The organism is Rhizobium sp. YAF28, assembly GCF_052113285.1.
GTDB lineage: Bacteria > Pseudomonadota > Alphaproteobacteria > Rhizobiales > Rhizobiaceae > Rhizobium.
In genome coordinates this window covers 50,676-77,307 of record NZ_JBFRCX010000004.1, presented here as the reverse complement: position 1 = coordinate 77,307, position 26,632 = coordinate 50,676, and the positions used below count along the sequence as shown (strand labels likewise).

Genomic DNA, 26,632 nt, shown 5'->3' with positions numbered 1-26,632 from the left:
CGTTCGAAAGGCGGGCGCGGCAAGGCCGCGCAAGCAGTACAAAGAAAGAAAAACCCGCGCTAGCCCAAACCAGCGCGGGTTTCCCAAAATTCAAAAAAGCGTCAAGCTTGGGAAGCGCTGGTTAACGAACCGCGCCTTCAAACTCGTTAGCCGTGCCGGTTTCCTTGAGATATTCAAGGGCCTTCTTGGCGGCAGCAACCAGGGCACCGAATGCTTCCGGCTCATGGATTGCCATGTCGGAGAGAACCTTGCGGTCTACTTCGATGCCAGCCTTGTTCAGGCCGTCGATGAAGCGGCCATAGGTCAGGCCGAATTCGCGGACGGCAGCGTTGATACGCTGGATCCAGAGGGCGCGGAAGTTGCGCTTGTTAACCTTGCGGTCGCGGTATGCGTACTGCTTGGCGCGGTCAACGGCAGCCTTGGCGGTACGGATGGTGTTCTTGCGGCGGCCGTAGAAACCCTTGGCCTGCTTCAGAACCTTCTTGTGCTTGGCGTGGGCGGTGACGCCTCTTTTTACACGTGCCATTTCATGATCTCCTTAATCTAACGCGTTACCGGAATAGTCTCAGAGACCGTTCGGCAGATAGTTCTTCACAACCTTGCGGCCATCGGGTTCTGCCAGAACCATGGTGCCGCGTGCATCGCGAATGAACTTGTTCGTGCGCTTGATCATGCCATGGCGCTTGCCAGCGGCAGCCGCCTTGACCTTGCCGGTGGCGGTGATCTTGAACCGCTTCTTGGCAGAGGACTTCGTCTTCATCTTGGGCATTTTGCTACTCCGTTCTGAGAGCTCCTCACCCGCTTCATCAAAGAAGCCCTTCTGCGAAAGCCCTGTCACGGTCTTCGCCAAAGGCGCGGGAGCGTTTGTTGTTGATCTGCGGGGCCAGTGACGAAACCTGCCCGCAAGCATTCGAAACTGCCACGGCATGCCCTGCCGGTCAGTTCGGACGCGCGCTTATAACCGCAGCGTCGTGAAAGTGCAACGGGGAGGATGATGATTCTTGCACCCGCAAGAAACACAAAAGCCGCCCTGTTGGACGGCTTTGAGCGAAAGGATGCGACACCGGTTACTTCGGCGCCAGCACCATCATCATCTGGCGGCCTTCGAGCTTGGGCTCGGCTTCGACCTTGGCAATCTCAAGCGTGTCGGCCTTGACCTGCTGGAGAAGCTTCATGCCGAGTTCCTGGTGGGCCATTTCGCGGCCACGGAACTTCAGCGTTACCTTCACCTTGTCACCTTCGTCAAAGAAGCGGCCCATCGCCTTCATCTTCACTTCATAGTCATGAGTGTCGATGTTCGGACGCATTTTGATTTCTTTGACTTCAACCACCTTCTGCTTCTTGCGCGCCTCGGCGGCCTTCTTCTGGTTGGCATATTTCAGCTTGCCCAGATCGAGGATCTTACACACCGGCGGCTCGACATTGGGAGAAATTTCGACGAGGTCGAGGCCGGCTTCTTCCGCCATTCTCAAGGCCTGGTCGGTAGGCACGACGCCCAGATTCTCACCGTTCGCCCCAATCAGCTGAACTTTGGGAATGCGGATTTCACGGTTCGAACGCGGTCCATCCTTTACGGGCGCGTCGGTTTTAAAGGGTCTGCGAATGGTCGTATTCTCCTCGCGTTGTTCGGAACGTTGCAGCTTCGTGTCCCAGTTCGAAAGGGGGCACAAACGGGTCACGCCATCACTGCAACGGATTCGATAACATCCTATAGCGGAAAAATCACCTGCTGTCAGCCTGTCAAGAATCTGTTTTATAGACCAAAATAATAGGAGTTCTGCCCGATGTCCGACGAGATGCCCATTCTTCAGCCGAAGTTCCTGACAGTCGGTGAAGACGAGGACGCACGGCAGATCGCCATGCTGCTGCGGCCGGCGCGGACAGGCGCCGACCTTCCCGCCCTCGTCTGGCTATCCGGCTACCGATCCGACATGAGCGGCAGCAAGGCCGTCGAAATCGACCGGCTGGCGGAGGAACTGGGTGCCGCCTGCATCCGCCTCGACTATTCCGGTCACGGGCTTTCCGGCGGTACCTTCACCGACGGCACGATCTCGCGGTGGCTGCAGGAGGCGCTCGCGGTGATCCGCGATACCGCCCCCAAACGGATGATCCTCATCGGCTCTTCGATGGGCGGCTGGATCGCACTCAGAGTGGCGCAGGAGCTTGCGAAAGACGGCGGTCCAAAGCTCGAAGGCATGGTGTTGATAGCGCCGGCGCCGGACTTCACCTCTGATCTCATCGAGCCGCACCTCAAGAAGAAGGAACGCGCCTCGCTGGAGGAGCGCGGCTATTTCGAGGAACGCTCGCAGTATAGCCCGGAGCCCAACATCTATACACGCGCCCTCATCGAGGACGGCCGCCAGAACCGGGTGCTGACCGGCATTATCGAAACAGGCTGCCCAATCCATATCCTGCAGGGCATGAAAGATGCTGACGTGCCCTATCTGCATGCGATGAAACTCGTGGAACATCTTCCTGCCGACGACGTGGTGCTGACCTTCATCCGCGACGGCGACCACAGGCTGTCGCGCCCCCAGGACATCGAGCGGCTGCGCAGCGCCGTCAAAGGCCTCATCCGATAGACTGAAGCCAGTCGTCCACCAAAGAATATGCAACTGCCCGAATAGAGGACTTTGGTTGAGCAAGTTATGCTCAGATATCCCTAAGGTTATGTTGCATTTTAACCATGTCTACGAGTTGCAAGGCCCTCCCAAGAAGTAACGATTGACTCCTTTCAGCCCTCTCCGTTAACTGTTTGTTAATAAATGAAGGGCGATGCAGGGAAGTAGGGCGTGCGGATCAAGGGTTTCCTCGTGGCCATGATGGCCGTATTTGCAATGGCGCCGGCCGCTATTCCGGCTCCTAGCAAAAATGCCTCCATGGTGACCGGCAATGCGACATCGCAGCCGGTCGGTCATTACGACTTCTGTCAGACGCACCGCAGCGAATGCGGTGCCAACCGCAATGCCGGTCCGCTCGCCATGACCGGCGCCAAGTGGGCCACGGTCCGTTCGGTCAACGCGACCGTCAACCGCACCATCACGCCGATGACCGACAAGGAAATCTACGGCAAGGACGAGGTCTGGGCCTATCCGACCACGGCTGGCGACTGCGAGGACTTCGCGCTTCTGAAGCGCCGTATCCTCATCCAGCGTGGCTTCTCACCTGCCGATCTGCTGATGACAGTTGTTCGCAAGCCTGATGGTGAAGGTCACGCGGTGCTGACGTTGCGTACTGCCGAGGGCGATTTCGTGCTCGACAACCTGGCTTCCGACGTCAAGCCGTGGTTTGCGACGCCCTATAGCTTCATCAAGCGCCAGTCGAGCTTCAATGCTGGTCGCTGGGTCACCATCGAGAATGGCCGCGACGTTCTGGTCGGCGCTCTGAAATAATTAATTTTGAGGGGACTGTGGGAAAGGCCGGCGAAAGCCGGCCTTTTTCATTTCTGAGCTATGCTTCACGCGTTCCCGATGAAAATACCGGCTGCGAGCACGAGGCTGCCGCCGACGACCACCTGGAAGGCGGCGCGCAGGAACGGCGTCTCCATATATTTGTTCTGGATGAAGGCGATCGCCCAGAGCTCGAAGAAGACGATGATGGCGGCGGTAATGGTCGCGGTCCAGAAGTCCGGGATCAGGTAGGGCAGTGCGTGGCCGAGACCGCCGAGCGCCGTCATGATGCCGCAGGCAAGGCCGCGCTTGATCGGCGAGCCGCGGCCCGAGATCTTGCCGTCGTCATGGGCGGCCTCCGTGAAGCCCATGGAGATGCCGGCACCGACCGAGGCCGACAGGCCGACGAGGAAGGTCTGCCAGGTATCCTGCGTGGCAAAAGCCGCAGCGAAGATCGGCGCCAGCGTCGAGACCGAACCATCCATCAGACCGGCAAGGCCCGGCTGCACATAGGTCAGGACGAACTGGCGGCGCGCGGTCTCATCCTCCTCCTTTTTTACATCGTCAGGCGTGTGCTTGTCGCCCAGCATGCGGGCGATGTCCTCATGGCCCTGTTCGGCGAGAGCGAGATCGCCAAGCAACTGACGGGTGGAGGCATCGGAGGTCTGCTTGATCGCCTCGACATAGAAGCGGTAGGCCTGCTCCTCCATCGCCTCGGCTTCCTGCCTGATGGCATCGAGAGAGAGGTTGGCACGCAGCCAGTCCGGTTTGCGCTCGTAAAAGCCCTCGACATGCTCGCGGCGGATCAGCGGGATGCGTTCACCGAAGCGCTGGCGGTGAATTTCGATCAGCGACTTTCGGTGCGTGTCCTCCACCTCCGCCATATCTTCAAACACCTTGGCAGAGGCCGGAAACTCCTGTCGCAAATGCTCCGCGTAGGCGAGATAGATGCGGGCATCATCTTCTTCCGAGGCGATGGCGAGCGCCAGGATTTCCTGCTCGGAGAGAGAGCGGAAGGAACGTTTCGGTGATCTGAAAAAACGGGCCAACATAAGGAATCTCCAGTAATTTAGAATTATTCTAAATCTAAAGAGGCAACCCGCGTGGGTCAAGATCAAAGCCCGGCGGGATTGACAGAATGCCGCGATCTGCCGATCGCGCTTTGCTGAGGCAGCACGTCAACCTATATGGAAGCTGCTGCAGCACGCGGCACCGGGGTTAAAGATGAATAGCGAGATACAGGGACGAGCCGCGCATGTTGCCGCGATCCGTGAAAAAGCCGAGGCTGAGATGAAGGCGATCGGCGTGGACGAGGCCTTCATTTCGAAGCTGGTGGAGACTTTCTACGGGCGGGTGCTCAGGCATCCCGAGCTCGGACCTGTCTTTGATGCGCGGCTTTCCGGCCGCTGGCCCGAACATATGCAGAAGATGAAGAGCTTCTGGTCGTCCGTCGCCTTTCGCAGCGGCGCCTATGGCGGCAAGCCGGTGCAGGCGCATCTCGGCGTTGCGAACATGACGCCGGAGCTTTTCCCGAAATGGCTTTCGCTGTTTTCGCAAACGCTCGACGATGTGGCACCGACGCCGGAAGCCAAGGAGTGGTTCATGGCGACTGCGGAGCGGATCGCAAAGAGCCTGACGCTGTCGCTCTTCTACAATCCAGCGCTTGACGATCCCGCGAAGAAGATGGGCTGACGCTTTACTGCCTTGCCGAAAAGGTCGCGCCAGCGCTTGCGGCGACGACCAAAGCCGTTCCGGCCATCTGCAGAAGCGTCATAGGCTGTGCCAGAATGACGAAGCCTGCGAGGGCTGCAATGGCGGGTTCCAGGCTCATGAGGATGCCGAAGGAGGCCGTCGGCATGCGCCGCAGCGCGATCAGCTCCAGTGTGTAGGGCAGCAGTGGCACCAGAATGGCTAGGCCCGCCATTTCAATCAGGCCGTCGGCATCAAGCTTCGGCACCGTGCCAGCAAAGCCGAAGGGCGTTGCGACCACCGCGGCAACCATGAGCGACATGGAAAGTCCTTCAAGACCCTTGAAGCTTGCGCCGATCTTCTTCGTGAGCACGATATAGATTGCCCAGCCGGTTCCCGCACCAAATGCAAAGAGAACACCAAGGGGATCCCCAACCCAGCCTTCCCCGTCATGAGCGAGGGCCAGAACGCCGAAAGCGGCAATGAGCGGCCAGATGAGGCGCCGGCTCAATCCGTAGCCAATGGTCGCGACGGAAAGCGGTCCGAGAAAATCGATCGCGACGGCGAGACCGAGCGGAATGCGCTCGATCGACGAGAAAAAACTCATCGTCATCAGCGCCGTGGTCGTGCCGAGGACCAGGGCACTTGTCCACTGGGCGCGGCTGTAGCTGAAGATGCGCGGGCGCACCGCGATTGCCAGAAAGATGGCAGCGAAAGCGAGGCGCAGCCAGGTGGCACCGACCGGCCCATAGGTGGCGATGGCGGAGGAGGACAGCGCCGCCCCGAACTGGATGGAGGACATGGACATGAGGCACATCAAGCCGCCGGCAGCCACACCGCCAAATGCAGCAGGCGTCTTCGCCGTTAGCGTGCCCGGTCCGGCGCTCGTTCTTTCTTCCATTGATATCTCCGATTGCGCGCTCTTCATAGGAGAGCAGCGCATGAGCGACAAATTCAAACTTCTGATCGGGGCAGCAAAAGGCTTGATGCGATATCAGAGGCGGCCTGAGAGGATCACCTCTTCGGCGTCTTCGAAGCTCATACCGAAAACCTTCTTGCCGATCTCGAAGCTGAAGCCGTTGCGGGCGAAGGCAGAGAGCTCCTTTGCCTTTCGTTTTTCGTCAAGCTCGACGCGGCGGAACGGGCCGAAGGCGCGTTTGCGGGCGAATATCGCCGCGGCATAGAGATCGTCAGCCTCTTCGAGTGCAACCTCCACCTTGTCGCTGGAGACGCCTTTGACCGCAAGCTTCTGGGCAATGGCGCGCTTCGACTTGCCGCTGCGCACGGCGGAACGCGTGCTGATTTCAGCATAGGCGCTATCGTCGATCGCCTTGTTGTCATAGGCAAATTTGACGGCGAAATCGGCGACAGCCTTGATCTGCGCTGCGCTGATGTCCTCGAATTTCTCCTTCGCCTTGCGGGTGATGGCGTCAAAGAGCTGCTTTTCCGTCATCATGCGCCGCTCGAGACGATAGATGGTCGAGTTGCGTGCCCAGCTCAGCATGCGGGGCGTCGGGATATCGGATGGAACGGTCTCGTCGGTCATCAGGAGGAGATCAGACTTCCAGACCCTTGAGCACATTGGCGACATTGAGGCCGATCTCCGGCACTCCGTAGCCGCCCTCCATGCAGGTGACGACCGGCAGGCCGGCGGCTGAGATCATCTCGCCCATGCGAATGAAGTCCTCCGATTTCAGCTTGAAGAAGGAAATCGGATCGCGCTCGAACGTATCGACGCCAAGCGCCACGACGATGGCTTCCGCACCGAAGGCCTTGATGCGAGAAAGCGCATCGGCAAGGGCTGCCGACCAGACATCGAAACTGGTGCCGGGCGCCATCGGGTAATTGCGGTTGGCGCCCTCGCCCTGCCCTTCGCCGGCTTCATCGGCATGACCGAGGAAATAGGGAAAGGCGTGGATGGGATCGCCATGCAGCGAGGCGGTGAAGACATCACTGCGACGATAGAAGAGATCCTGCGTCCCATTGCCGTGATGAAAATCGACATCGAGCACGGCAACCTTCCTGGCGCCGTGATCCAGCAGACGCTGGGCCGCCACGCCGGAATTATTGATGAAGCAATAGCCGCCGAAGAGATCGATGCCCGCGTGATGGCCCGGCGGGCGGCAGAGCGCGAAGGCGAAGCGGTGGCCGGCATTCAGCCAGTCCGAACCTGTCATCGCGCAGCGCATGGAGGCAACAGCCGCCTCATAAGAGCCCTTGGTGATGGATGTGTCGGCGGCATTCGCATAATGGCCGATCACGCCGACGATGTTTTCGGGCACACGCTGGCTGGTGCGGCGGATGGGGAAGGAATTGGCGATCGCCTCGCCCTTATATCCTGCCGCCACCCAGCGATCCCACACTGTCGCCAGGAATTCCAGATAAGCCGGATCATGCACCTTGCGCGCCGTTTCGAGACCGTGCGGTTCGGGGGCGACGACATCCGAAAAGCCCGCCTCCCTCACTGCGGCGAGAATCCATTCCGCCCGGAACGGCGCCTCGAAAGGCGTCACGAGCTGGCCATCATGCAGCTCCGTCTTCGCATCACGCAGCTTGTGGTCTTCGGAATAGATGACGCGCACGAGTGTCCTCCGCAAATCAGTCTGTCAGACTCAAGCCTTACACAGGCCCGTCTAAAGAAAAAAGCGCTGAACACGCCTTGATCGCCACTGCAGATGACGCCACGTTCAACCCGATTTCAGAATGCGTCCCTTTTCCTCAAGAGATTAAGCCCGATGAAAATCCTGATGGTCGATGTCGATGGCGTGCTGGTTCACGGACGGCCGGCGGATGGTCTGCCGCTCTTCACTTATCTCGAGCGCGACCTAGGTCTGCCTGCGCCGTTACTTCAACAGGAATTCTTCAAGCCTTACTGGGTCGGCATCGTCACCGGCCAGGAGCCGATCGAACCCCGCCTGACGGAGGTTCTCGGCCGGATCGCACCGCATCTTAACGCCCAGACCTTGCTCGACTACTGGTTCGAAAACGACTCCCGCCTCGACCGGCAGCTGCTCGACGATCTCGCCCGCCTAAAGGACAAGGGCACGCTTCTTTACCTCGCCACCAACCAGGAACACCAGCGCGCTGCTTACCTGCGTGACGTGCTGGGGCTCGGCGCGCTTTTCGACGGCATGTTCTATTCTGCCGCACTTGGCGCGCGAAAGCCTTTCAGCGATTTCTTCCGGCTTGCTACGCAAGACGTTGGCGCTGCCCCTGATGACATCGGCTTCATCGACGATGTCGAGGAGAATATCGTGGCGGCCAAGGATTTCGGCTGGAAGGCTCTGCATTGGACGCCGGCTTCAAGACTGGCCGACGCGATAGACGCCTTTACACAACGCGATCAGGCCACGCGCTTGTAAAAGAAGGTGGTGGCGCACAGGCCACCTTCAGGCCAGAGCGCATAATCGGGAATGACGCCGACCCGCTCCCAGCCGAGACGTGGGTAGATGGCTTCAGCATCGCTGCCGGTTGCCGTGTCGAGGACGAGAATCGTCTTGCCGCGACGGGCCGCTTCCCGTTCGGCCATGTCCATCAGCAGGCGCGCCAAACCATGGCCGCGAGCGGAGCGGTGAACAAGCAGCTTCTTCAGATCGCCGCGGTGCGGCTGGTTCGGCATCTGCGCAGCGCCGACCTGGACGGTGCCGATTATTTTGCCATCCATTTCGGCGCCGAAGAGCAGAGTGGCGCCATCGGCCACGGCTTCAGCGACGCCGCGCCAATAGGGTTCAGCATCCGCAGGTGTATAGGGCTGCATGAAACCGACCGAGGCGCCGCCATTGACGCAATCGGCAAGCACGTCGCAGAGGTCGGGAATCGCCGCGTGTGCCTCGGCGGCGGAGAGAAGGCGGATGGTCGGCATGATAGGTCCCCTGTAAATGAGCGTGTGAATTAACGGTCGCCGCGGTCCAGCACGACACAATAGCGTGCCGGCGCGTGACCCGGATTGTGAAAGACATGGCCGTCGCCGACCGGCATGAAGAGACAGTCGCCGGGCTTGAGGCGATGGACGGTCTCGCCGGCGGTCATTTCCAACTCACCATCGAAGAGCCAGACGTGCTGTGTCATGCCGCGGCTGGCGGTATGCGGCGGGAAGCTGACCCGTGCGCCAGCCGGAAATTCGACATCAACGATATCGACATCCGAGGCTGTGCCCGGCGGCGAGACGGCGCGGCGCATATAGCCGGTTTCCGGATCGCGCCAGATCTGCTGGTCCTGACGACGCGAGAGCGGCGACGCTTCCTGCCCTTCATCGGCAAAAAACTCTGAAAGCGACAGGCCGAGCGCGGCGCAGACCCTCGCCAACAGCGAGGCCGTTGGGCTCGCTTCTGCGCGCTCGATCCGGGAGATCATCGCGCGGCTCACGCCGGAAGCAGTAGCGAGATCATCCAGTGTCAGCCCCTTTTCCGTCCGCAGCATGCGAATACGGATGCCGATTGCCTGCTCGAATTCCTGTTCCATTTGTCAATCCATGATTCCACTATAAGAGAAATACATGATCCAATGATGGAATCAAGTCCTCGCGAGCAGCCTTGCTTTCACCATGGCGGCGTCGATATATGGCAGCGGCGATTCAAGAGCGGAGAGCAAGATGGACGGTATTGCGCAAGGCACTGAGCCGGCGGAGAGCTTCACTGCTGCCGCCTGGGACAGGATCAAGCCCATCATGGCCGAGATCGAGCGATTGCCGCTGCTGGAACGACTTTCGAATGGCACGCTGCCACCGGAGGTTTTCCGCCAATACATCCTGCAGGATGCGATCTACCTGAAGCATTATGCTCGCTGCCTCGCCATCGTCGCGGCCAAGGCGCCCGACAATGCGCAGGTGCTGCGCTTTCTCGGGTCGGCTCAGAAAGCGATCACCGTCGAGCAGGGTCTGCATGCCGGTTTCCTGACGCAGTTCGGGATTTCGAGCGCGGATGTGACGGCGGCAGAGCCCTCGCCCTCGTGCTTTGCCTATACGAATTTCCTGCTGGCGACGGCCTATCACAGCTCCTATGCGGTGGCACTGTCGGCGATCCTGCCCTGCTTCTGGATCTATTGGCATGTCGGCGAAGGCATCAAGAGCAGGCCGGCGATCGAGGGCAATGTGTTCCAGGCCTGGATCAACACCTATGGCGATCCGCAATTTGCAGCCGGCGCGCGCGAAGTGATTGCGCTGACTGACATTGCCGCCCGCGCCGCCTCGCCGGTGGAGCGCCAGCAGATGATGGAGGTTTTCGTGCGCGCCTCCCAATATGAATGGATGTTCTGGGATTCGGCCTGGCGGCTGGAGACCTGGCCGGTCTGAGCCACACGCCACAGTCTGCAAAATAGGGTAAACCCCGGTATAATTACCGCTTTGCGGGCGATCTGCGCGCTGCTATATGGCGCGCATGAGCACCAATTCGACGACTCCGCTATCCCATATCCGCAACTTCTCGATCGTGGCCCACATCGACCACGGCAAATCGACGCTTGCTGACCGCCTGATCCAGACGACCGGCGGCCTTGCCGAGCGTGAGATGTCCGAGCAGGTGCTCGACAACATGGATATCGAGCGCGAGCGCGGCATCACCATCAAGGCACAGACCGTTCGCCTGCACTACCAGGCGAAGAATGGCGAGAAATACATTCTCAACCTCATCGACACGCCCGGCCACGTCGACTTCGCCTATGAAGTCTCTCGTTCGCTGTCGGCCTGCGAGGGTTCGCTGCTTGTCGTCGACGCCTCGCAGGGCGTGGAGGCGCAGACGCTCGCCAACGTCTACCAGGCGATCGACAACAACCATGAGATCGTAACCGTCCTTAACAAGATCGACCTGCCGGCCGCTGAACCGGATCGCATCAAGGAACAGATCGAGGAAGTGATCGGCATCGATGCGTCGGAAGCCGTGCTGATCTCGGCCAAGACCGGCCTCGGCATTCCCGATGTGCTGGAAGCGATCGTCCACAAGCTGCCGGCGCCGAAGAGCCCGGGCGGCGAAAAGGCGCCGCTGAAGGCGCTGCTCGTCGACAGCTGGTACGATACCTATCTCGGCGTCATGGTTCTGGTGCGCGTCATCGACGGTGTGCTGACCAAGGGCCAGACCGTGCGAATGATGGGCACGGATGCGAAATACCAGGTGGAGCGCGTCGGCGTGCTGACACCGAAGATGGTCAATGTCGACAGCCTCGGCCCCGGCGAAATCGGCTTCATTACCGCTTCGATCAAGGAAGTGGCCGATACCCGCGTCGGCGATACAATCACCGAGGACAAGCGGCCGACGGCTGAAGCGCTGCCGGGCTTCAAGCCGGCGCAGCCAGTGGTGTTCTGCGGTCTCTTCCCGGTCGACGCGGCCGATTTCGAGGATCTGCGCGCCGCCATGGGCAAGCTTCGCCTCAACGACGCTTCTTTCTCCTTCGAAATGGAATCGTCTGCTGCCCTCGGCTTCGGTTTCCGTTGCGGCTTCCTTGGCCTTCTGCATCTCGAAATCATCCAGGAACGGCTGGAGCGCGAGTTCGATCTCGACCTCATCGCAACCGCACCGTCCGTCGTCTACAAGATGTACATGACCGACGGCACGGAGCGCGAGCTGCACAACCCGGCCGACATGCCCGATGTCGTCAAGATCTCGGAAATCCACGAACCGTGGATCCGCGCGACGATCCTGACGCCGGACGATTATCTCGGCGGTATCCTGAAGCTCTGCCAGGACCGGCGCGGCATCCAGATCGAGCTCACCTATGTCGGTACGCGCGCGATGCTGACCTACGACCTGCCGCTCAACGAAGTCGTCTTCGATTTCTATGACCGGCTGAAATCAATCTCGAAGGGCTATGCCTCCTTCGACTACACGCTCACCGACCATCGCGAGGGCAACCTCGTGAAGATGTCGATTCTCGTTAACGGCGAGCCGGTCGACGCTCTGTCGATGATGGTGCACCGGACGGCCGCCGAAAAGCGCGGCCGCGACATGTGCGAGAAGCTCAAGGAGCTGATCCCGAAGCACATGTTCAAGATCCCGATCCAAGCCGCGATCGGCGGCAACGTGATTGCCCGCGAGACGATCTCGGCACTGCGCAAGGACGTGACCGCAAAATGCTACGGCGGCGACGCTACCCGCAAGCGCAAGCTGCTCGACAAGCAGAAGGCCGGCAAAAAGCGGATGCGCCAGTTCGGCAAGGTGGAAATCCCGCAGGAAGCATTTATTGCTGCGCTGAAGATGGGCGACGAGTAGGTTAAGCTATCCGGATTCAGCCCAAAATATGAACGAAAGGCTGGCCATCGAGCCAGCCTTTTGCGTTTTAAAGCCCGGCCACCCAGCGATGCCATTCTTCCTCGCTGCCGCGGAAGACATTGAGATCGATGCGGCCTTCGACGCCGTGTGACAGGCCCGAACCGGAATATTGCCAGAAGAGCCATTTACGGTTCGGATAGACCTTCGAAGGATGCTCGGCGACTGCGCGCAGCCAGAAATGATAGTTCTGGAAGGCGCCTTCGAGATTGTCGGCGTAGAAATCCGGGGCCGTATAGATGATCGGGCGCTTGCCGTAATGGCGCTCGATCTTTTCCATGAAGACCTGCATCTTTTCCAGGACGCGGGCGCGCGAAAGCTTCACCTTGCAACTCGATTCGCCGTTCCACTCCACGTCGATGACTGGCGGCAGCGCATCCGGATCGCGCGGGACGTTGCGGATGAACCAGTCAGCCTGTTCACCGGCCGTGCGGCACCAGTAGAAGAAGTGATAGGCGCCGCGCTTGATGCCGGCTTCCTTGGCGCGCCGCCAGTTGGTCTTGAACATCGGGTCAAGGTGATCGCCGCCATCCGTCGCCTTGATGAAGGCGAAGTTGGCGCCGCGGGTTCTGAGCGTTTCCCAGTCGATATCGCCCTGCCAGCGCGAGACATCGACGCCGTGGACGGCGAGCTTGCGCGGAGAGATCTTGCCGAAATTGATCGGCTTGGCATCGCGGAAACCATAGCCGTAAACGCGCGAACGGCCGCGGGTCGGCGGCTCGATGGCGGGTGAGGCCGCCATGGCGAATTCGACAGGGCGTTCGCTCGGAACCGGCATTCCGGGCTGCGATGTGGCTGAAGGCGTCACTGCCGAGAAGGCGCGGGACTCTGGCACGGGCGCTTCCCAGGCGAGGCTTGCCTGCGGCATTGCATCGTCCGTTTCAGTTGCAGCGAGTGTTGCCTGCGGCACAGGTGCCGGCGGCGGGGTAACGGAAGCCGTGATTTCCTTCGAAGGCTTCGAAGTGACGCCTGCTGAAAGACTTTCCGGACCGGAAGCCGACGAGCAGCCCGCCAGAGCGAGGCAGGCAACGAGGATCGCTGGGATAGCCGTGGAACGCATGAGCACCGTTACGCAAAACAAGAACCAGGGCGCTTCAGCCATTCTGCGAAGACACCAATCCGGAATAGCTAACGGAAAATTATCAAAAAAGACTGAATCCGAACTTTCGGTCCGCTGATTCGGCAGCGGGCACATTGCAGCGCCTTTTGCGAGCGTCTAGATCCCTCAGATAAAAGGAGATTCCCATGACCGAGAAAGCCCGTGTGACGATCCTCTACTGCACCCAGTGCAACTGGCTGCTACGCGCCGCTTGGATGGCGCAGGAACTGCTGCAGACTTTTGCGGACAGCCTTGGCGAGGTGGCGCTCATTCCCGGCACCGGCGGCAATTTCGAAATCCGCGTCAACGGCGATCTGATCTGGGAGCGCAAGCGCGACGGCGGTTTTCCGGGGCCGAAGGAACTCAAGCAGCGCGTGCGCGACATCATCGAGCCCGACCGCGACCTCGGCCATACCGACCGCGCTTCGCTGGAGAGCTGACGCTCAATTATAGGGCGAGTTGCAGGTCTTGTAGATGCCTTCATAGGTCAGGAAGCGATCGGTGCGCGGATTGTAGGACCGGTATTCGTTCCGGCACCATTGCTGATGGCGGGCCTGATTATCTGCCGAAGGCTGCACGCGTGGTGCCTGCGGCGGATCGTAGGTCAGCCGCGGCGGCAATTGTCCGGGCGGCTGGTAATATTTTGGACCGGCGGCATTCGGCGGGCGATAGTTCGGCTGCACGTAGGCTGGGCGATGCCACTGCTGCGGACCGAAGCCGAAGCAGCCACGATAATCGCAGATCGTCGACTGCGTATTGATAGGCCCAAGCGACGGCGAGGCGGCATTGGCCCCGCCCAACGGCACTGCGGCAAGCAAACCGGCAAGAAGAGCGGGGCGAAGGTCGAACATGGCGCGTTCCTTTCCAATGTCCTTTTATATAGGGTGGAGAAACAGGCCACGCCATCCACTGCCCCCTGGGGTGCGACCACGACTTCGTGAAGCTTTTTCACAGACTGTCAGGAAAACTTCAAAAACCCTGTTGACAGCAAAGAGCCACCCCCGTACATGGCTCTCCGTCGCCCAGATGGCGGAATTGGTAGACGCGCCAGCTTCAGGTGCTGGTACCCGAAAGGGTGTGGAGGTTCGAGTCCTCTTCTGGGCACCATTCCCATTGATCCTTAATGAGATCAAACAGATACAGGTTCTTCCTGTTATCTGTGCCCACCGTTGTGGTGGTCGTTTTCTGCGTCTTTATTCACCGACAATAATTTGATCTCGAGCGACGCTTGGCACTGCCACATAAATGCCGATATGCCGCATTTTGATGGAATCATGCGCATTCAAGTTTACATCATCGCGTTTCTTCTCAGCGCCATCATGTGGGGCGTGACGTTCGATGCTGCGCGCAATGCTTATCGCGCCGCGCATACGGCTGGTTTGATGCCCAATCTGCACATCCAGCATAAGATCGACCGGATTCTTTAAGCGCCTCGTTCCGAGCAGAGCGCTTTCTTACCCCTCAAAAATCATAGGCATGCAGCGTCGACGCAGAGCGTTGCAAAATAGCAAATAATTCCAAGAGACTATCGGGAAACCACTCAGCCGGGCGGACGGAAACCGCCCGGTTGTTGGTTATTTTCGCGCTGGCTAAGGCAAGCCTCGCACAAGAACGAAATCGGATACCGGCATCACGATGAAGTTACTGCCGTTGCGCTCAGTCGAGATCGTTGCCCGCATACCGGACATATTCGCCAGGCGCATACCGGCGGCAATGAATATTATCAGACACTTTGGAGTTCGCCTGGGATGAAAGTCGTAATTCTGGCAGGTGGTCTGGGTTCGCGCCTCGCCGAAGAGACCAGCGTGCGACCTAAGCCTCTGGTCGAGATCGGAGAAAAGCCGATTCTCTGGCACATCATGAACATCTATGCCCATCACGGCCTGAGTGATTTCATCATCTGCGCCGGATACAAGGGCTATATGCTCAAGGAATATTTCGTAAATCTGTTCCTGCATCACAGCGACATCACCGTCGACCTGGCCACCAACGCGATCGAATATCACAAGGGCTCAAAGCCCAGCTGGAAGGTGACCATCGTCGATACCGGCATGAACTCCATGACGGGCGGCCGTATCCGGCGCATCCGCGACCACCTGAACCCGGACGAGCCCTTCTGTTTGACCTATGGCGACGGCGTTGCCGATATCGATATCAGCTCGGAGATCGCCTTCCACCGCAGCCACGGCTTGAAGGCGACGATGTGTGCGGTGACGCCCCCGGGCCGCTTCGGCGCGACGAATATCGAGAACGATGTCGTGACCGCCTTCATCGAAAAGCCGAAGGGCGACGGCCAGCGCATCAATGGCGGCTTCTTCGTGCTGCATCCTTCCGTCATCGACCTTATCGAAGGCGACGACACGATCTGGGAAGCCGGTCCGATGCAGTGGCTGACGGCCAACAAGCAGCTGGCAGCCTTCCGTCACGACGGCTTCTGGCAGCCAATGGATACGCTGCGCGAACGCAACCAGCTCGAGGAGCTCTGGAGTTCCGGAAAGGCACCGTGGAAGATATGGGCCTGACGGATTTCTGGAATGGCAGGCGCGTGTTCCTGACGGGACACACCGGGTTCAAAGGATCCTGGCTTTCGCTGTGGCTGGAAAAGCTCGGTGCGGAAGTGGCGGCGGTCTCGCTCGAACCCGAGACCAGTCCCTCTCTTTATGCGCGGCTTTCGCCCTGGAACGGGCAGGGCCACCACATCGCCGACATCAGGGATGCGGCGGCTTTCAAGCAGCGCCTCATCGAATTCGAGCCCGAAATCGTCATCCACATGGCAGCACAGGCGCTGGTCCGGCGCTCCTATGAAAATCCGGCCGAGACCTTCGCAACCAATGTGATGGGTACCGCGAACGTTCTCGATGCAGTCCGCGATACGCCCTCGGTCAGGACGGTTCTCGTCGTCACCTCCGACAAGGTCTATGCCAATAATGGCAGCGGCGTTCCCTTTATCGAAAGCGATACGCTCGGCGGCAAGGACCCTTATTCCAATTCCAAGGCCTGCACCGAACTCGTCGTCCAGAGCTATCGCGACAGCTTCTTCAAGGGGCGCGACATCCGCGTCGCGACCGCGCGCGCCGGGAATGTAATCGGCGGTGGCGACTGGTCCAAGGATCGTCTGATCCCGGATTTCATCCGTGCTTTTGAAAGTAGCCAGCCGATCCTGCTTCGGTATCCCGAGGCGATCCGTCCCTGGCAGCATGTGCTGGAGCCACTCGGCGGTTATCTAGCGTTCGCTGAAGTGCTGACGTTTGCGGATGAGAAAAAGCTGCCCGAGGCGCTCAATTTCGGTCCGGATCCGCAGAGTTTCGCAACCGTTGCCGAACTTGCCGAGGCGCTCGGCCTTGCCCATGGGGTCAACGATGTCTGGAAGCTCGCACCCGGAACGCATCTGCCGGAAGCGCCGGCCCTTACGCTGAGCTCGGCCTTGGCGCTTTCCGCCATCGGCTGGCGTCCACGCCTGACGCTACAGCAGACAATCGACTGGACAGCCGCCTGGTACAAGGCCAACCGCGAAGGAGCGGACATGCGAGCCTTCTCGCTGAGCCAGATCGCAGCCTATGAGGAAGCAATATCATGACAGCGCATAATTGCCGGTTCTGCGGCGCTCCCTTGAAACATCGTTTCGTCGATCTGGGTTCGACGCCGCTTGCCAACGCATATCTGACGGAAGAGCAGCTCAAGCAGCCGGAACCGTCCTATCCGCTGCGCGCCTTCGTCTGCTCCGAATGCTGGCTGGTGCAGGCCGATGCTTTCGTCCCGCCGGAAGACATTTTCAGCCATTACGCCTATTTCTCTTCCTATAGCGATAGCTGGGTGGAGCATGCCCGTCAGTTCACCATCATGGCCCGCAAACGCTTCGGCCTCGACGACAAATCGCAGGTCATCGAAGTGGCGAGCAATGACGGCTATCTGTTGAAGCACTTCGTCGAGGCCGGTGTGCCCGTGCTCGGGATCGAGCCGGCCGAGAACGTTGCTGAGGTCGCCCGGCAGGTCGGCGTGCCAACGGAAGCTCGCTTCTTCGGTAAGGAAACGGCTGCCGATCTCGTCTCCCGCGGCCTTGCTGCCGACATCGTCATCGGCAACAACGTGCTGGCGCATGTCCCCGATATCAACGATTTCGTCGGCGGGCTCTCGGGCGTGCTGAAGGCTGATGGCGTCGTCAGCGTCGAATTCCCGCATCTACTGCGGCTAATGGAAAACATCCAGTTCGACACCGTCTATCACGAGCATTTCTATTATCTGTCGCTGCTGGCAGTCGAAAAGGTCTTCGCGGCGCACGGCCTGAAAGTGTTCGACGTGGAAGAACTGCCAACGCATGGCGGCAGCCTTCGCGTGCTTGCCTGCAGGGCGGCCTCTACCGCTCATCCGACCGGCCCCGGCGTCGCCAAGGTGCGCGCAGATGAGGCGGCTGCCGGCTTCGACAAGGTCGAAACCTACGAGGCCTTCCAGAGCCGCGTCGCGCCAATCAAGGACGGGCTGCTCGCCTTCCTCAACGAAGCCAAGCGTAACGGCAAGACGGTCGCTGCCTATGGTGCTGCTGCCAAGGGCAATACGCTCCTGAACTTCTGCGGCGTCGGCACCGACCTCATCGACTACGTGGTCGACCGTAACCCGCATAAGCAGGGGCATTTCCTGCCGGGCAGCAAGCTGCCGATCTATGCGCCGGAGAAGATGGACGAGACACGGCCGGACTACATTCTGATCCTGCCTTGGAACATCAAGAACGAAGTCGTTGCGGCCAACAGCAGGGTCGACGCCTGGGGCGGACGCTTCGCCGTCGCCGTGCCTGAACTGACGGTGATCGGATGAAATTCATTCCGACCGCGGTTTCGGGTGCTTTTATCGTAGAGGTCGACGGGCGCTCCGACGAGCGCGGATTGTTCGCGCGGACCTTCGACGCCAAGAGCTTCGCGGACCACGGTCTCGTGCCTGTCTACCCGCAGTGCAACGTCTCGCAGAACCACAAGCGGGGTACCTTGCGCGGCATGCACTATCAGGCCGAGCCGCGACCGGAGATCAAGCTGGTGCGCGCCACACGCGGCAGGGTCTTCGATGTGGCGCTTGATCTGCGACGGGATTCGCCGACCTATCTGAAATGGGCCTCGGTCGAACTCGATGCCAACAGCTACAACGCCTTCTATATACCTGCCGGCTGTGCACACGGCTTCCTGACGCTCGAGGATGATTGCGAGCTCTTCTACCAGATGTCGGAAGTCTATGTGCCGGAGCTTGCCCGCGGCGTCCGCTGGGACGATCCCGCCTTTTCCATCGCCTGGCCGTTTATGCCGAGCGTCATCAGCGAGCGCGACGCCGCGCTTGAAAGCTACAGCCAGGAGACGAGCCTTTGAGCGGTATCAAACTCAGCATCTGCATCCCGACCTACAATCGCGAGGCTTATCTCAGAAACGCACTGGAGCATTGCGAGAGCTACAATTTCAGCTTCCCCTACGAGATTGTCATTTCCGACAACGCCTCTACCGACAACACGACACAGGTTGTCGAGGAATTCATCGCCAAGGGGTTGCCTATTCATTATCACCGCCGCGCCGTCAACGGCGGGTCAGGCCCGAACCTTGCCTGCGCCTTCCACCACGCGGTCGGCGAATATTCGATCTACCTCGCTGATGACGACTTCCTGGTGCCTGCCGGCGTTGAAGCTGCAATGACCTATCTGGACGCCAATCCGGATGTCGTCGCGTGCCAGGCGCCCTGGTATCTCTATGATGAAGTCCACGATCGGGACCTCTCGCAATTCTATGAGATCGCCGAGAACACCAAGTTTCCGCAGCAGAATTTCATAGAGCTCTTCCAGTTCATCTTTAACGGACACATCTTTCCTGAGATCGGCATCTATCGCTCCTCTGCCCTGCGCTCCGCCTGGGTGCCACGCGATTTCTGCTTCTGGGCTTTTTCCTATCTCGCCCATTTCGTCGATCAGGGTGCCGTCACTTTCCTCAAGCAGCCCTTCTATCGCTCGGTAGCGGTTTCCAAGATCGCGCCGGCACGCCAGCAGGCCGGCAATGACGACGTGATGACCGCCTGGGACAAGTATCGTGGCGGTCTCGAATACTTCCTTTATATCGCCGCCAAGCGCGGCAAGCTGAATACCAGCCGCGAGGCGCGCACCATCTACGACGAGATGTGCAAGATCTTCACGCTGAACCGCATGTCGGTTGCCGTCCGTTTCTGGGTAGCGCGCAAGGACTTCATCAAGGCCTACGAGCTTTATACCCGCATGGCGCTCGGCGGGCTCGGCGAACATCCGGAAGTCGCCCAGCTTCGTCACAGCTTCCCGATGGCAGTGGCGATCCAGACGCTCACCTATCAGGTCAACGCGACCGCCGGTATCAACAGGTTGATTCTCAGCGGCATGGCCGATCCGAAATCGATCGGCGAGATGCTGCGCGACATCGGCCTGCTGCCGGAGATCGAAATCGTCGCCGACCCGCAGACGCACGATCCGGCTCTTCTGGAGAAGACGGCGATCTTTGCCGCCGACATGCCGCGGCGCGAGAACTTCCTAAAGCTCGGCTACAAGCCGAACCTTATCTTCATCGAAACCGACCTGACGCAGCACGTGCTCGTCTGATGCCTGAAATTGCGTCCGACGCTGCAAAGCCTCGCGCCAGTTTCACCCCCTAGTTTTTACAGAGTTCAGTGTGCCCCGATTGCGTGAGTCCCAGCCCCATCACAAAGAATTAAGGCATGACCAACAGGATATTCTACACCAAACCGTCGATCACCGAGCTTGAAACGAGCTATGCAGCCGATGCTGCTGCGAACGGCTGGGGTGCGCGCTGCTACGACTATATCATCCGCTTCGAGAAGGAATTTGCCGCCTATCTCGGCACCGGCCACGCGATTGCGACGTCGAGCTGCACCGGCGCCATGCATATGGGTCTTGCCGCGCTTGGCATCGGTGCCGGCGATGAGGTGATCCTGGCCGACACGAACTGGATCGCAACCGTTGCACCGATCAAGCATCTGGGCGCCGAGCCCGTGTTCGTCGACGTGCTTCCCGATACCTGGTGCATCGACCCGGCGGAGGTCGAGCGCCAGATTACGCCGCGCACACGCGCCATCATCGCAACCCATATCTACGGCAATCTCTGCGACATGGATGCGCTGCTCGACATCAGCCGCCGCACCGGCATCCCTGTTATTGAAGATGCGGCGGAGGCGATCGGCTCGGTCTGGCATGGCCGGCGTGCCGGCTCCATGGGCGTCTTCGGCACCTTCTCCTTCCACGGCACCAAGACGCTGACGACGGGCGAAGGCGGCATGTTCGTGACGAGCGACGCCGATCTCTATGAAAAGGTGCTGACGCTCAGCAATCACGGCCGCGCTCGCAGACAGAGGAAGCAGTTCTGGCCGGACGCAATCGGCTTCAAATACAAGATGTCGAACATCCAGGCGGCGCTCGGCTGCGCCCAGCTGGAGCGCATCGAGGAGCTCGTCTCCCGCAAGCGGGAGATCCTGGCAGCCTATATGGTGCGGCTCTCGACCCTGAACGGCATCAGCATGAACCCGGAATATACCGGCACGATCAACGGCGCCTGGATGCCGACAGCCGTCTTCCATCCCGCCACCGGCATCACCCGCGAAGTGCTGCAGCAGGCCTTCGAAGCCGCCAATATCGATGCGCGCGTCTTCTTCCACCCGCTTTCCAGCCTTTCGATGTTTGCGGAAAAGCAGGCCAACATCAACGCCTGGAGCATTCCGGAGCGGGCGATCAACCTGCCGAGCTATCACGACATGAGCGAGGCCGATATCGACCGCGTGGCGGAAACACTGATCTCGGTCGTCCGCAGCCATCAAGACAATGGCGCCGTTCACCTCCGTCAATCGGCCTGAGCGCAGAATATACAGAAGGTTTCAAAGAGTTATGACCACCAAGGACGATCGCCTCGAATTCGAAGCCCATAAGCGCGAAATGTCGCTTGCTCTCGGCAAGGACGAGGAAGCCTTTCAGCATTCGCTGAACACGCTGGTAGCGCTCGACAAGTATGACTACGCCTACCTCTGGTCCTGGATGGGTGTGCCGATCATTCAGATGCCAGCCGACGTGATTGCCACCCAGGAAGTGATCTGGAACACCAAGCCCGACGTCATCATCGAAACGGGTGTGGCGCGCGGCGGCTCGATGATCTTCATGGCTTCGTTGCTGAAGGTGATCGGCAAGGGCAAGGTGATCGGCGTCGACATCGATATCCGCGCCCACAACCGCGATTCCATCGAAAAACATCCGCTTTCGCCGTTGATCACCCTCATAGAAGGCCCCTCGACGACAGCCGAGACGCTTGCCAGGGTCAAAGCGGAAATTCCGGCAGGCGCTTCAGTCATGGTCGTACTCGACAGCGACCACAGCCGCGACCACGTTCTCGACGAGCTGCGCTGCTACGGCCCGCTGGTCACCGAGGGCCAGTATATCGTCGTTGCCGATACTCTGCTCGGCTACGGAAAAGATACGGCTCTGACCCCGAACAGGCGCTCGAAAATCTGGCATCCCGGTGACGAGCCCTACACGGCGCTCAACATGTATCTCGAGGAGACCGATCGTTTCGAGACCGACGAAGCGCTAAACGGCAAGCTGGTGCTTTCCAGCTCGCCGGGAGGATATCTCAAATGCATCGGCAAATGACGGAGGGCCATCGGCATGTGGCCGGCGGCATGACGCGCGACGTGATGCCATCCGAGCAGCGACTGGAGAAGGTGTGACATGACTGCCGTCGTCATTACGCAACCCATGCTGTTTCCCTGGCCGGGCTTCTTCGAACAGCTCATGATCGCCGATAGCTATATCTATCTCGACGATACGCAGTTTTCGAAAGGCAGCTTCACCAACCGCATCCAGCTTCTACGTGGTAACGACCGCTGCTGGATGACGATTCCGCTTGCCGGCAAGGGCAGCTTCCAGAAGATTTCAGAGCTTGCTGCGGCAGGCGAGGACTGGAAGGCGAGCCATCGCGCCCTGCTGCGCCAGTCGCTGCTTGGTGCGCCCTTCATAGACGATGCTCTTTCGATCTTTGATAGCGTTTACAGCCATTCCTCCCTGGTGGAGCTGCTGATCGCCAGCATCGAGGAGCCAGCCCGCTATCTCAGCGTCGGTGCGAACCGGACAATCGGGAAAACCAGCGATATGGGTGTCGAGGGCACTTCCTGGCAGCGCGTGCTCGACATCGTTCTGAAGGCTGGAGGCAACCGTTATCTCACGGGCCATGGCGCGGCGAATTATATGGATCACAAGGCTTTCGAACGAGCTGGCGTGCAGGTGGACTACATGGACTACAGCCGCACCCCTTGGCCGCAACCGGCAGGCTCTTTCACTCCCTATGTTTCTGTACTCGACCTAATCGCCCGAATGGGTCCGGAGGCACGTCACTGTCTCATCCCGACCACCGTGGCGTGGCAAGACTTCCTGAAGGAGGAAACGGTAACATCATGACCGACGCAATAACGTTCACCGACAGCCTGCGCGCTGAATTCGACAGCAAAGGCTACCTCGTCATCCGCGGTTTCTACGATCCGGCGACCGACATCGCGCCTATCCAGGAAGGTATTCGCAAGATCGTCGAAGCCATCTGCAGGAAGTACGGCGTCGACGCCCCGACCGAAACCACGCATGAGGCCATGACGATCGCCTATCCGAAGCTGATCGCCCAGAACCGTTCGTGGGGCGGCGAAGTCTATGATGCGGTGAAGCAGATCCCCGCCTTCATGCAGCTCGTGACCAAAGCGAAGAATGCTACGATATTCGAAGATCTGCGACCCGGGTCCGTGCCGGGCATCGCTGCCGGCGGTTACGGCATCCGTATCGACAATCCTGGAGAAGAGAAATTCCGCGCGCAATGGCACCAGGAATTTCCGGGCCAGTTGAGAAGCCTTGATGGTATCGTCTTCTGGACGCCGCTACTACCGGTCACCCCTGAAATGGGTCCGGTGCAGATCGCCGAAGGCTCCCATGCCGAGGGCCTGATCCCGGTCTATCGCGATAGCGCAGGTCTTGGAAAGACGGGCGCCTACGCACTGTTCATGGATCGCGTCGACGAACGGTTGGCGAAATATGACGTCGTCGCGCCACTCCCCAAACCGGGTGACCTCATTCTGATGGACTTCCTGACAATGCATCAGGGCGGCCATAACGTTTCGAAGACACCGCGGTGGAGCATTCAGTTCCGGTATTTCAATTTTGCCGAACCGCTCGGCGTTCGCATCGGCTGGTGCGGCTCCTTCGCCGCCGGCGTTGATTTCAGCAAGATCCTGCCGGAACTGGTGACCGATGGGGAGAACACCATATGACAGCGTGCCGCGTCTGCGGGTCGCATATCGCCGAAGCCGCATACGAGGCTTCGGCGCCGGCGCTCACAACGACCATGGCGTTCGTCGATATTCCGACGCTCGCCTTCGTTTGCGATGAATGCGGGCATGCGCAATCCGGCGATCTGCCCGATATCCAGGCCTTCTACGATACGTCCTACCAGATATCGATGGAGTCGGACGATCACGACCAGATTTTCGCCATCGGTGCAGACGATCAGCCGATCTACCGCACCGACCATCAGGCGGCCGTGAGCCTGCGTCTGCTCGACCTACCGCAGGGCGCCGCCATCCTTGACTACGGCGCGGCAAAATCGACGACCTTGCGCAAGATGCACAAGGCAAGGCCGGATCTGCGGCCGCACGTCTTCGACGTCAGCGCCGACTACAAGCCCGCCTGGCAGGGATGGGTCGCACCGGAAGATCAGGCGTCCTATACGATACCGGCCGAATGGGCTGGTCGCTTCCATGCGATCATGAGCCATTTCGTCATCGAACACGTGCCCGAGCCGGTCACCTTTCTCAGGGCCCTGCATGATCTCCTTGCTCCTGAGGGACGTCTTCTGCTGTCGATGCCGGATGTCGCCGCCAATCCAGGCGACATGGCGGTTGCCGATCACCTCAACCATTTCAGCATCCCATCGCTGAAACGGGCCTTCAGCCTTGCCGGCTTCAGCGTCGATACGATCGACAGCGAGGTTTTTCCTGGCGCATTCTTCGTCGTTGCGAAACGTGCAGCCGATTCTGTTCGCCTGATCGTGGACAGGGACGAGATCGTTACGGCGACAGAGAACGCCAGAGAGATTTGTGCTTTCTGGAAACAAGCCGCCATCCGTCTCGACGAGGCGGCGAAAGAGTTTGCCGGTCGCCGCGCGGCAATTTACGGCTCCGGCTTTTATGGAAGCTGGATCTGCAGCCGGATCGAAAGCGAAGTCGATCTCAGCGTCTTCCTCGACCAGAACCCCAACCTGCAGGGGACCAGCCATTTCGGCAGACCGGTCATAGCGCCTGCGACCCTCGCGGACGAGGTCGACGTGGTTTTTGTCGGACTCAATCCCCTTAAAGCAAAGGCAGCCATCGCGCAGCAGCCAAGTCTGCATCGCTCCGGACTGAACCTCGTCTGGATCGACGGCTAGCGTGCGAAGCTACCAGCAAGCCTGGGGCCTTATAAAAGGGCCATGAGCCGGACGATCGTCGTCGCCAACTGCGGAACCGAAAGAACCATATCGGTACATTCGGGAACCATCGACTCGAAGGAATTTGTATAATGACAGCAGCAGCCATAAACCTTGATGCGGTAACGTCAGAATATCGTCCGAACGGTGCAACGGCGATCGAGAACGATCTTATCCTCAACTGGTACCCCGAGCGGATCATCAAGCGCTTCGGCCATTGCGGCTCGCTGCTGGAATTGGGCATCGGGCATGGATACACGCCTGGCATCTTCAACGCTGCCTGCGATCGCCACGTCATCATCGAAGGGTCGCAGGTCGTCATCGATCTCTTCAATGAGAAGAGCCCTGACTTCTCGGGTGAGGTTGTCTTCTCCTACTTCGAGGACTTCGATACGGAAGAGCGCTTCGACGTCATCGTCATGGGCTTTGTTCTCGAGCATGTCGAGGATCCGGGCCTGGTTCTTGACCGGTTCAGAAAATTCCTGAAGCCGGGCGGCAAGCTCTTTGCAGCGGTTCCAAACGCAAAGTCGATGAACCGGAGACTCGGGGTCGAACTCGGCAAGATCGACGACATCTACAGCCTGAATGCGAACGATCTGGCACTTGGGCACCGTCGGCAATATTGCCGCGATACGTTCCAGCAGGAGTTGGAACGTCACGGGTATTCGATGACCTACCAGGAAGGGATCTATCTTAAGCCGCTTCCGCTCGGCGTTCTCAAAACACTGCCGGATTTCCAGGAAAATCTCGAAGCGATGCTCCACGTCGGCATCGAATTTCCCGATCTCTGCGTTGCTTTGCTGATGGAAGCCGAAGCGGCATGACGACAGCCCTCGTCATTGCTCCGCGGTCCATGCTGGGAAGCCAGATTATCGAGCGGCTGCGGGCGCTCGATATCAAGACATTGACCGCGGGACGATCGAGTGCAGACGATATCTTCCTTGATCTCGGCGTCTCCGGGGCCAAAATGCCGGAAGGACTTTCCGCCGATATCGTCTTTCACTGCGCAGCAAATTTTGCCGACGACAGTGACAAGGGGCGCAGGCAGAATTTCGACGTCAATACTGCCAGCGCTGTCGATGTCGCGCAGCTGGTCACGGAGCTCGGCGCCAGCGTTCTTGTTTATGCAGGCTCAGCCTCTTCCGACGAGAACTTGGATCCAGGCAATTTCACATCCTATGGTCTGACCAAGGGTCTCGCGGAGCAAGTCCTTGCCTGGGCGGCGCAAAAACAAGGGTTTCGGTTTTGCAGCCTGCGTTTTCCGCAGATCTACGATATGGAGGGACGCTGCTGCAGCCACCAGGCTTGGTTCGGCCGGATCATCGCGTACACCTCACGTGGCCAAAATATCCGCATGCCCCGGTCGCTTGGTATCCGAAACTTCCTTCATGTGAGGGATGCCGCCGATTTGATGATCCGCGCCGGCCAAATCGAGATTACCGGCATATTGAATATTTCCCATCCGGAAGCGATGACCTGCGATGAAATCGCGGTGGTCGCTTACGACACGTTTGGCCTCGGCGGCAATGTTATCGAAGCGCCGGAAAAGGCGCCGTTCCGGCGGATAAACTTCCCCGATGGCGCACAGGCATTCAGCCAACTCAACTTGTTGCCCTCGATCACAATGAAAGACGGCGTCGGCATGATACGGGATGCGGGGACCTCAAAGGCTTTCGGACCTATGGATATAACATGACGGCAGCAGGC

General features: G+C 59.5%; 31 protein-coding genes and 1 tRNA gene. 21 read left to right on the top strand and 11 right to left on the bottom strand.

Annotated elements, in window-relative coordinates; all coding sequences use genetic code 11:
• Window positions 1–121: 121 nt before the first annotated feature.
• From rplT to infC, 3 genes are all read right to left on the bottom strand, one after another.
• Complete coding sequence (gene rplT / locus AB4Z13_RS10400) at window positions 122–526, bottom strand: 50S ribosomal protein L20 (protein ID WP_007813309.1); 405 nt, start codon at window positions 524–526, stop codon at window positions 122–124.
• Window positions 527–565: 39 nt separating this feature from the next.
• Window positions 566–769 carry a 50S ribosomal protein L35 gene (rpmI, locus tag AB4Z13_RS10395; RefSeq protein ID WP_004108077.1) on the bottom strand — a complete coding sequence of 68 codons (204 nt, stop codon included), beginning with the start codon at window positions 767–769 and terminating at the stop codon, window positions 566–568.
• Between the two features lie 298 nt (window positions 770–1,067).
• The gene (infC, locus tag AB4Z13_RS10390) at window positions 1,068–1,604 is read right to left on the bottom strand and encodes a translation initiation factor IF-3 (RefSeq protein WP_113325702.1); all 537 of its coding nucleotides are present in this window, start codon (window positions 1,602–1,604) and stop codon (window positions 1,068–1,070) included.
• 180 nt (window positions 1,605–1,784) lie between these two features.
• Here infC and AB4Z13_RS10385 point away from each other — a divergent pair, with 180 nt between their 5' ends.
• Both AB4Z13_RS10385 and AB4Z13_RS10380 read left to right on the top strand, forming a co-directional pair.
• Entirely contained in the window at window positions 1,785–2,582 is a 798-nt protein-coding gene (locus tag AB4Z13_RS10385) for an alpha/beta hydrolase (RefSeq protein WP_439017078.1), read from the top strand.
• Between the two features lie 210 nt (window positions 2,583–2,792).
• A complete protein-coding gene (locus AB4Z13_RS10380) occupies window positions 2,793–3,392 on the top strand; it encodes a transglutaminase-like cysteine peptidase (protein ID WP_113325690.1) in 600 nt (199 codons plus the stop codon).
• A 65-nt stretch (window positions 3,393–3,457) separates the two neighbouring features.
• Here AB4Z13_RS10380 and mbfA read toward each other — a convergent pair whose 3' ends face one another.
• Window positions 3,458–4,441, bottom strand: a complete 984-nt coding sequence (mbfA, locus tag AB4Z13_RS10375) for an iron exporter MbfA (protein ID WP_113325689.1) — start codon at window positions 4,439–4,441, stop codon at window positions 3,458–3,460.
• Window positions 4,442–4,613: 172 nt separating this feature from the next.
• Between mbfA and AB4Z13_RS10370 the strand changes: the two genes are divergently transcribed.
• Window positions 4,614–5,081 (top strand): truncated hemoglobin, encoded by a 468-nt coding sequence (locus AB4Z13_RS10370; protein ID WP_113325688.1) that lies wholly within the window; start codon window positions 4,614–4,616, stop codon window positions 5,079–5,081.
• 4 nt (window positions 5,082–5,085) lie between these two features.
• On the opposite strand, the gene AB4Z13_RS10365 is transcribed toward AB4Z13_RS10370, so the two are convergent.
• The 3 genes from AB4Z13_RS10365 to AB4Z13_RS10355 form a co-directional block, all read right to left on the bottom strand.
• The gene (locus tag AB4Z13_RS10365) at window positions 5,086–5,979 is read right to left on the bottom strand and encodes an EamA family transporter (RefSeq protein ID WP_439017077.1); all 894 of its coding nucleotides are present in this window, start codon (window positions 5,977–5,979) and stop codon (window positions 5,086–5,088) included.
• A gap of 93 nt (window positions 5,980–6,072) precedes the next feature.
• The gene (gene recX / locus AB4Z13_RS10360) at window positions 6,073–6,624 is read right to left on the bottom strand and encodes a recombination regulator RecX (RefSeq protein ID WP_439017076.1); all 552 of its coding nucleotides are present in this window, start codon (window positions 6,622–6,624) and stop codon (window positions 6,073–6,075) included.
• A 10-nt stretch (window positions 6,625–6,634) separates the two neighbouring features.
• The gene (locus tag AB4Z13_RS10355; RefSeq protein WP_439017075.1) at window positions 6,635–7,660 is read right to left on the bottom strand and encodes a histone deacetylase family protein; all 1,026 of its coding nucleotides are present in this window, start codon (window positions 7,658–7,660) and stop codon (window positions 6,635–6,637) included.
• Window positions 7,661–7,813: 153 nt separating this feature from the next.
• Between AB4Z13_RS10355 and AB4Z13_RS10350 the strand changes: the two genes are divergently transcribed.
• Complete coding sequence (locus AB4Z13_RS10350) at window positions 7,814–8,440, top strand: HAD-IA family hydrolase (protein ID WP_113325660.1); 627 nt, start codon at window positions 7,814–7,816, stop codon at window positions 8,438–8,440.
• On the opposite strand, the gene AB4Z13_RS10345 is transcribed toward AB4Z13_RS10350, so the two are convergent.
• Window positions 8,422–8,940 (bottom strand): GNAT family N-acetyltransferase, encoded by a 519-nt coding sequence (locus AB4Z13_RS10345; protein ID WP_439017074.1) that lies wholly within the window; start codon window positions 8,938–8,940, stop codon window positions 8,422–8,424. The two genes, AB4Z13_RS10350 and AB4Z13_RS10345, sit on opposite strands and share 19 nt — an antisense overlap.
• Before the next feature lie 29 nt (window positions 8,941–8,969).
• Complete coding sequence (locus AB4Z13_RS10340; RefSeq protein WP_113325661.1) at window positions 8,970–9,539, bottom strand: XRE family transcriptional regulator; 570 nt, start codon at window positions 9,537–9,539, stop codon at window positions 8,970–8,972.
• A 130-nt stretch (window positions 9,540–9,669) separates the two neighbouring features.
• Here AB4Z13_RS10340 and tenA point away from each other — a divergent pair, with 130 nt between their 5' ends.
• Window positions 9,670–10,368 (top strand): thiaminase II, encoded by a 699-nt coding sequence (gene tenA / locus AB4Z13_RS10335; protein WP_439017073.1) that lies wholly within the window; start codon window positions 9,670–9,672, stop codon window positions 10,366–10,368.
• A 76-nt stretch (window positions 10,369–10,444) separates the two neighbouring features.
• Complete coding sequence (lepA, locus tag AB4Z13_RS10330) at window positions 10,445–12,277, top strand: translation elongation factor 4 (RefSeq protein WP_439017072.1); 1,833 nt, start codon at window positions 10,445–10,447, stop codon at window positions 12,275–12,277.
• 67 nt (window positions 12,278–12,344) lie between these two features.
• Here lepA and AB4Z13_RS10325 read toward each other — a convergent pair whose 3' ends face one another.
• Window positions 12,345–13,394 carry a GH25 family lysozyme gene (locus AB4Z13_RS10325; protein WP_439017297.1) on the bottom strand — a complete coding sequence of 350 codons (1,050 nt, stop codon included), beginning with the start codon at window positions 13,392–13,394 and terminating at the stop codon, window positions 12,345–12,347.
• Between the two features lie 185 nt (window positions 13,395–13,579).
• Between AB4Z13_RS10325 and AB4Z13_RS10320 the strand changes: the two genes are divergently transcribed.
• A complete protein-coding gene (locus AB4Z13_RS10320) occupies window positions 13,580–13,873 on the top strand; it encodes a SelT/SelW/SelH family protein (RefSeq protein WP_439017071.1) in 294 nt (97 codons plus the stop codon).
• A gap of 3 nt (window positions 13,874–13,876) precedes the next feature.
• On the opposite strand, the gene AB4Z13_RS10315 is transcribed toward AB4Z13_RS10320, so the two are convergent.
• Window positions 13,877–14,284, bottom strand: a complete 408-nt coding sequence (locus AB4Z13_RS10315) for a BA14K family protein (RefSeq protein ID WP_439017070.1) — start codon at window positions 14,282–14,284, stop codon at window positions 13,877–13,879.
• 169 nt (window positions 14,285–14,453) lie between these two features.
• Here AB4Z13_RS10315 and AB4Z13_RS10310 point away from each other — a divergent pair.
• From AB4Z13_RS10310 to AB4Z13_RS10245, 14 genes are all read left to right on the top strand, one after another.
• Window positions 14,454–14,540: transfer RNA gene (locus AB4Z13_RS10310), tRNA-Leu, on the top strand.
• Window positions 14,541–14,707: 167 nt separating this feature from the next.
• Window positions 14,708–14,860 (top strand): hypothetical protein, encoded by a 153-nt coding sequence (locus AB4Z13_RS10305; protein WP_162831968.1) that lies wholly within the window; start codon window positions 14,708–14,710, stop codon window positions 14,858–14,860.
• Between the two features lie 321 nt (window positions 14,861–15,181).
• Window positions 15,182–15,955 (top strand): glucose-1-phosphate cytidylyltransferase, encoded by a 774-nt coding sequence (gene rfbF, locus AB4Z13_RS10300; RefSeq protein ID WP_439017069.1) that lies wholly within the window; start codon window positions 15,182–15,184, stop codon window positions 15,953–15,955.
• A complete protein-coding gene (gene rfbG, locus AB4Z13_RS10295; RefSeq protein ID WP_439017296.1) occupies window positions 15,946–17,010 on the top strand; it encodes a CDP-glucose 4,6-dehydratase in 1,065 nt (354 codons plus the stop codon). Before rfbF ends, rfbG begins: the two co-directional genes overlap by 10 nt.
• Window positions 17,007–18,242 carry a methyltransferase domain-containing protein gene (locus AB4Z13_RS10290; protein WP_439017068.1) on the top strand — a complete coding sequence of 412 codons (1,236 nt, stop codon included), beginning with the start codon at window positions 17,007–17,009 and terminating at the stop codon, window positions 18,240–18,242. Before rfbG ends, AB4Z13_RS10290 begins: the two co-directional genes overlap by 4 nt.
• The gene (gene rfbC, locus AB4Z13_RS10285; protein WP_439017067.1) at window positions 18,239–18,781 is read left to right on the top strand and encodes a dTDP-4-dehydrorhamnose 3,5-epimerase; all 543 of its coding nucleotides are present in this window, start codon (window positions 18,239–18,241) and stop codon (window positions 18,779–18,781) included. The genes AB4Z13_RS10290 and rfbC overlap by 4 nt, the downstream gene beginning before the upstream one ends.
• Window positions 18,778–20,022 (top strand): glycosyltransferase family 2 protein, encoded by a 1,245-nt coding sequence (locus tag AB4Z13_RS10280; protein ID WP_439017066.1) that lies wholly within the window; start codon window positions 18,778–18,780, stop codon window positions 20,020–20,022. Before rfbC ends, AB4Z13_RS10280 begins: the two co-directional genes overlap by 4 nt.
• Window positions 20,023–20,138: 116 nt before the next feature.
• Window positions 20,139–21,287 (top strand): DegT/DnrJ/EryC1/StrS family aminotransferase, encoded by a 1,149-nt coding sequence (locus tag AB4Z13_RS10275; protein ID WP_439017065.1) that lies wholly within the window; start codon window positions 20,139–20,141, stop codon window positions 21,285–21,287.
• A 31-nt stretch (window positions 21,288–21,318) separates the two neighbouring features.
• Complete coding sequence (locus tag AB4Z13_RS10270) at window positions 21,319–22,074, top strand: cephalosporin hydroxylase family protein (protein WP_439017064.1); 756 nt, start codon at window positions 21,319–21,321, stop codon at window positions 22,072–22,074.
• A 78-nt stretch (window positions 22,075–22,152) separates the two neighbouring features.
• Entirely contained in the window at window positions 22,153–22,878 is a 726-nt protein-coding gene (locus tag AB4Z13_RS10265; protein ID WP_439017063.1) for a WbqC family protein, read from the top strand.
• Complete coding sequence (locus AB4Z13_RS10260; RefSeq protein ID WP_439017062.1) at window positions 22,875–23,732, top strand: phytanoyl-CoA dioxygenase family protein; 858 nt, start codon at window positions 22,875–22,877, stop codon at window positions 23,730–23,732. Before AB4Z13_RS10265 ends, AB4Z13_RS10260 begins: the two co-directional genes overlap by 4 nt.
• On the top strand, window positions 23,729–24,886 hold the full coding sequence (locus tag AB4Z13_RS10255; protein WP_439017061.1) for a class I SAM-dependent methyltransferase: 1,158 nt from the start codon (window positions 23,729–23,731) through the stop codon (window positions 24,884–24,886). The genes AB4Z13_RS10260 and AB4Z13_RS10255 overlap by 4 nt, the downstream gene beginning before the upstream one ends.
• 131 nt (window positions 24,887–25,017) lie before the next feature.
• Window positions 25,018–25,749 (top strand): class I SAM-dependent methyltransferase, encoded by a 732-nt coding sequence (locus tag AB4Z13_RS10250; RefSeq protein ID WP_439017060.1) that lies wholly within the window; start codon window positions 25,018–25,020, stop codon window positions 25,747–25,749.
• Window positions 25,746–26,621, top strand: coding sequence for an NAD-dependent epimerase/dehydratase family protein (locus AB4Z13_RS10245; protein WP_439017059.1), 876 nt, complete (start codon window positions 25,746–25,748; stop codon window positions 26,619–26,621). The genes AB4Z13_RS10250 and AB4Z13_RS10245 overlap by 4 nt, the downstream gene beginning before the upstream one ends.
• The last annotated feature ends 11 nt before the right edge of the window (window positions 26,622–26,632 follow it).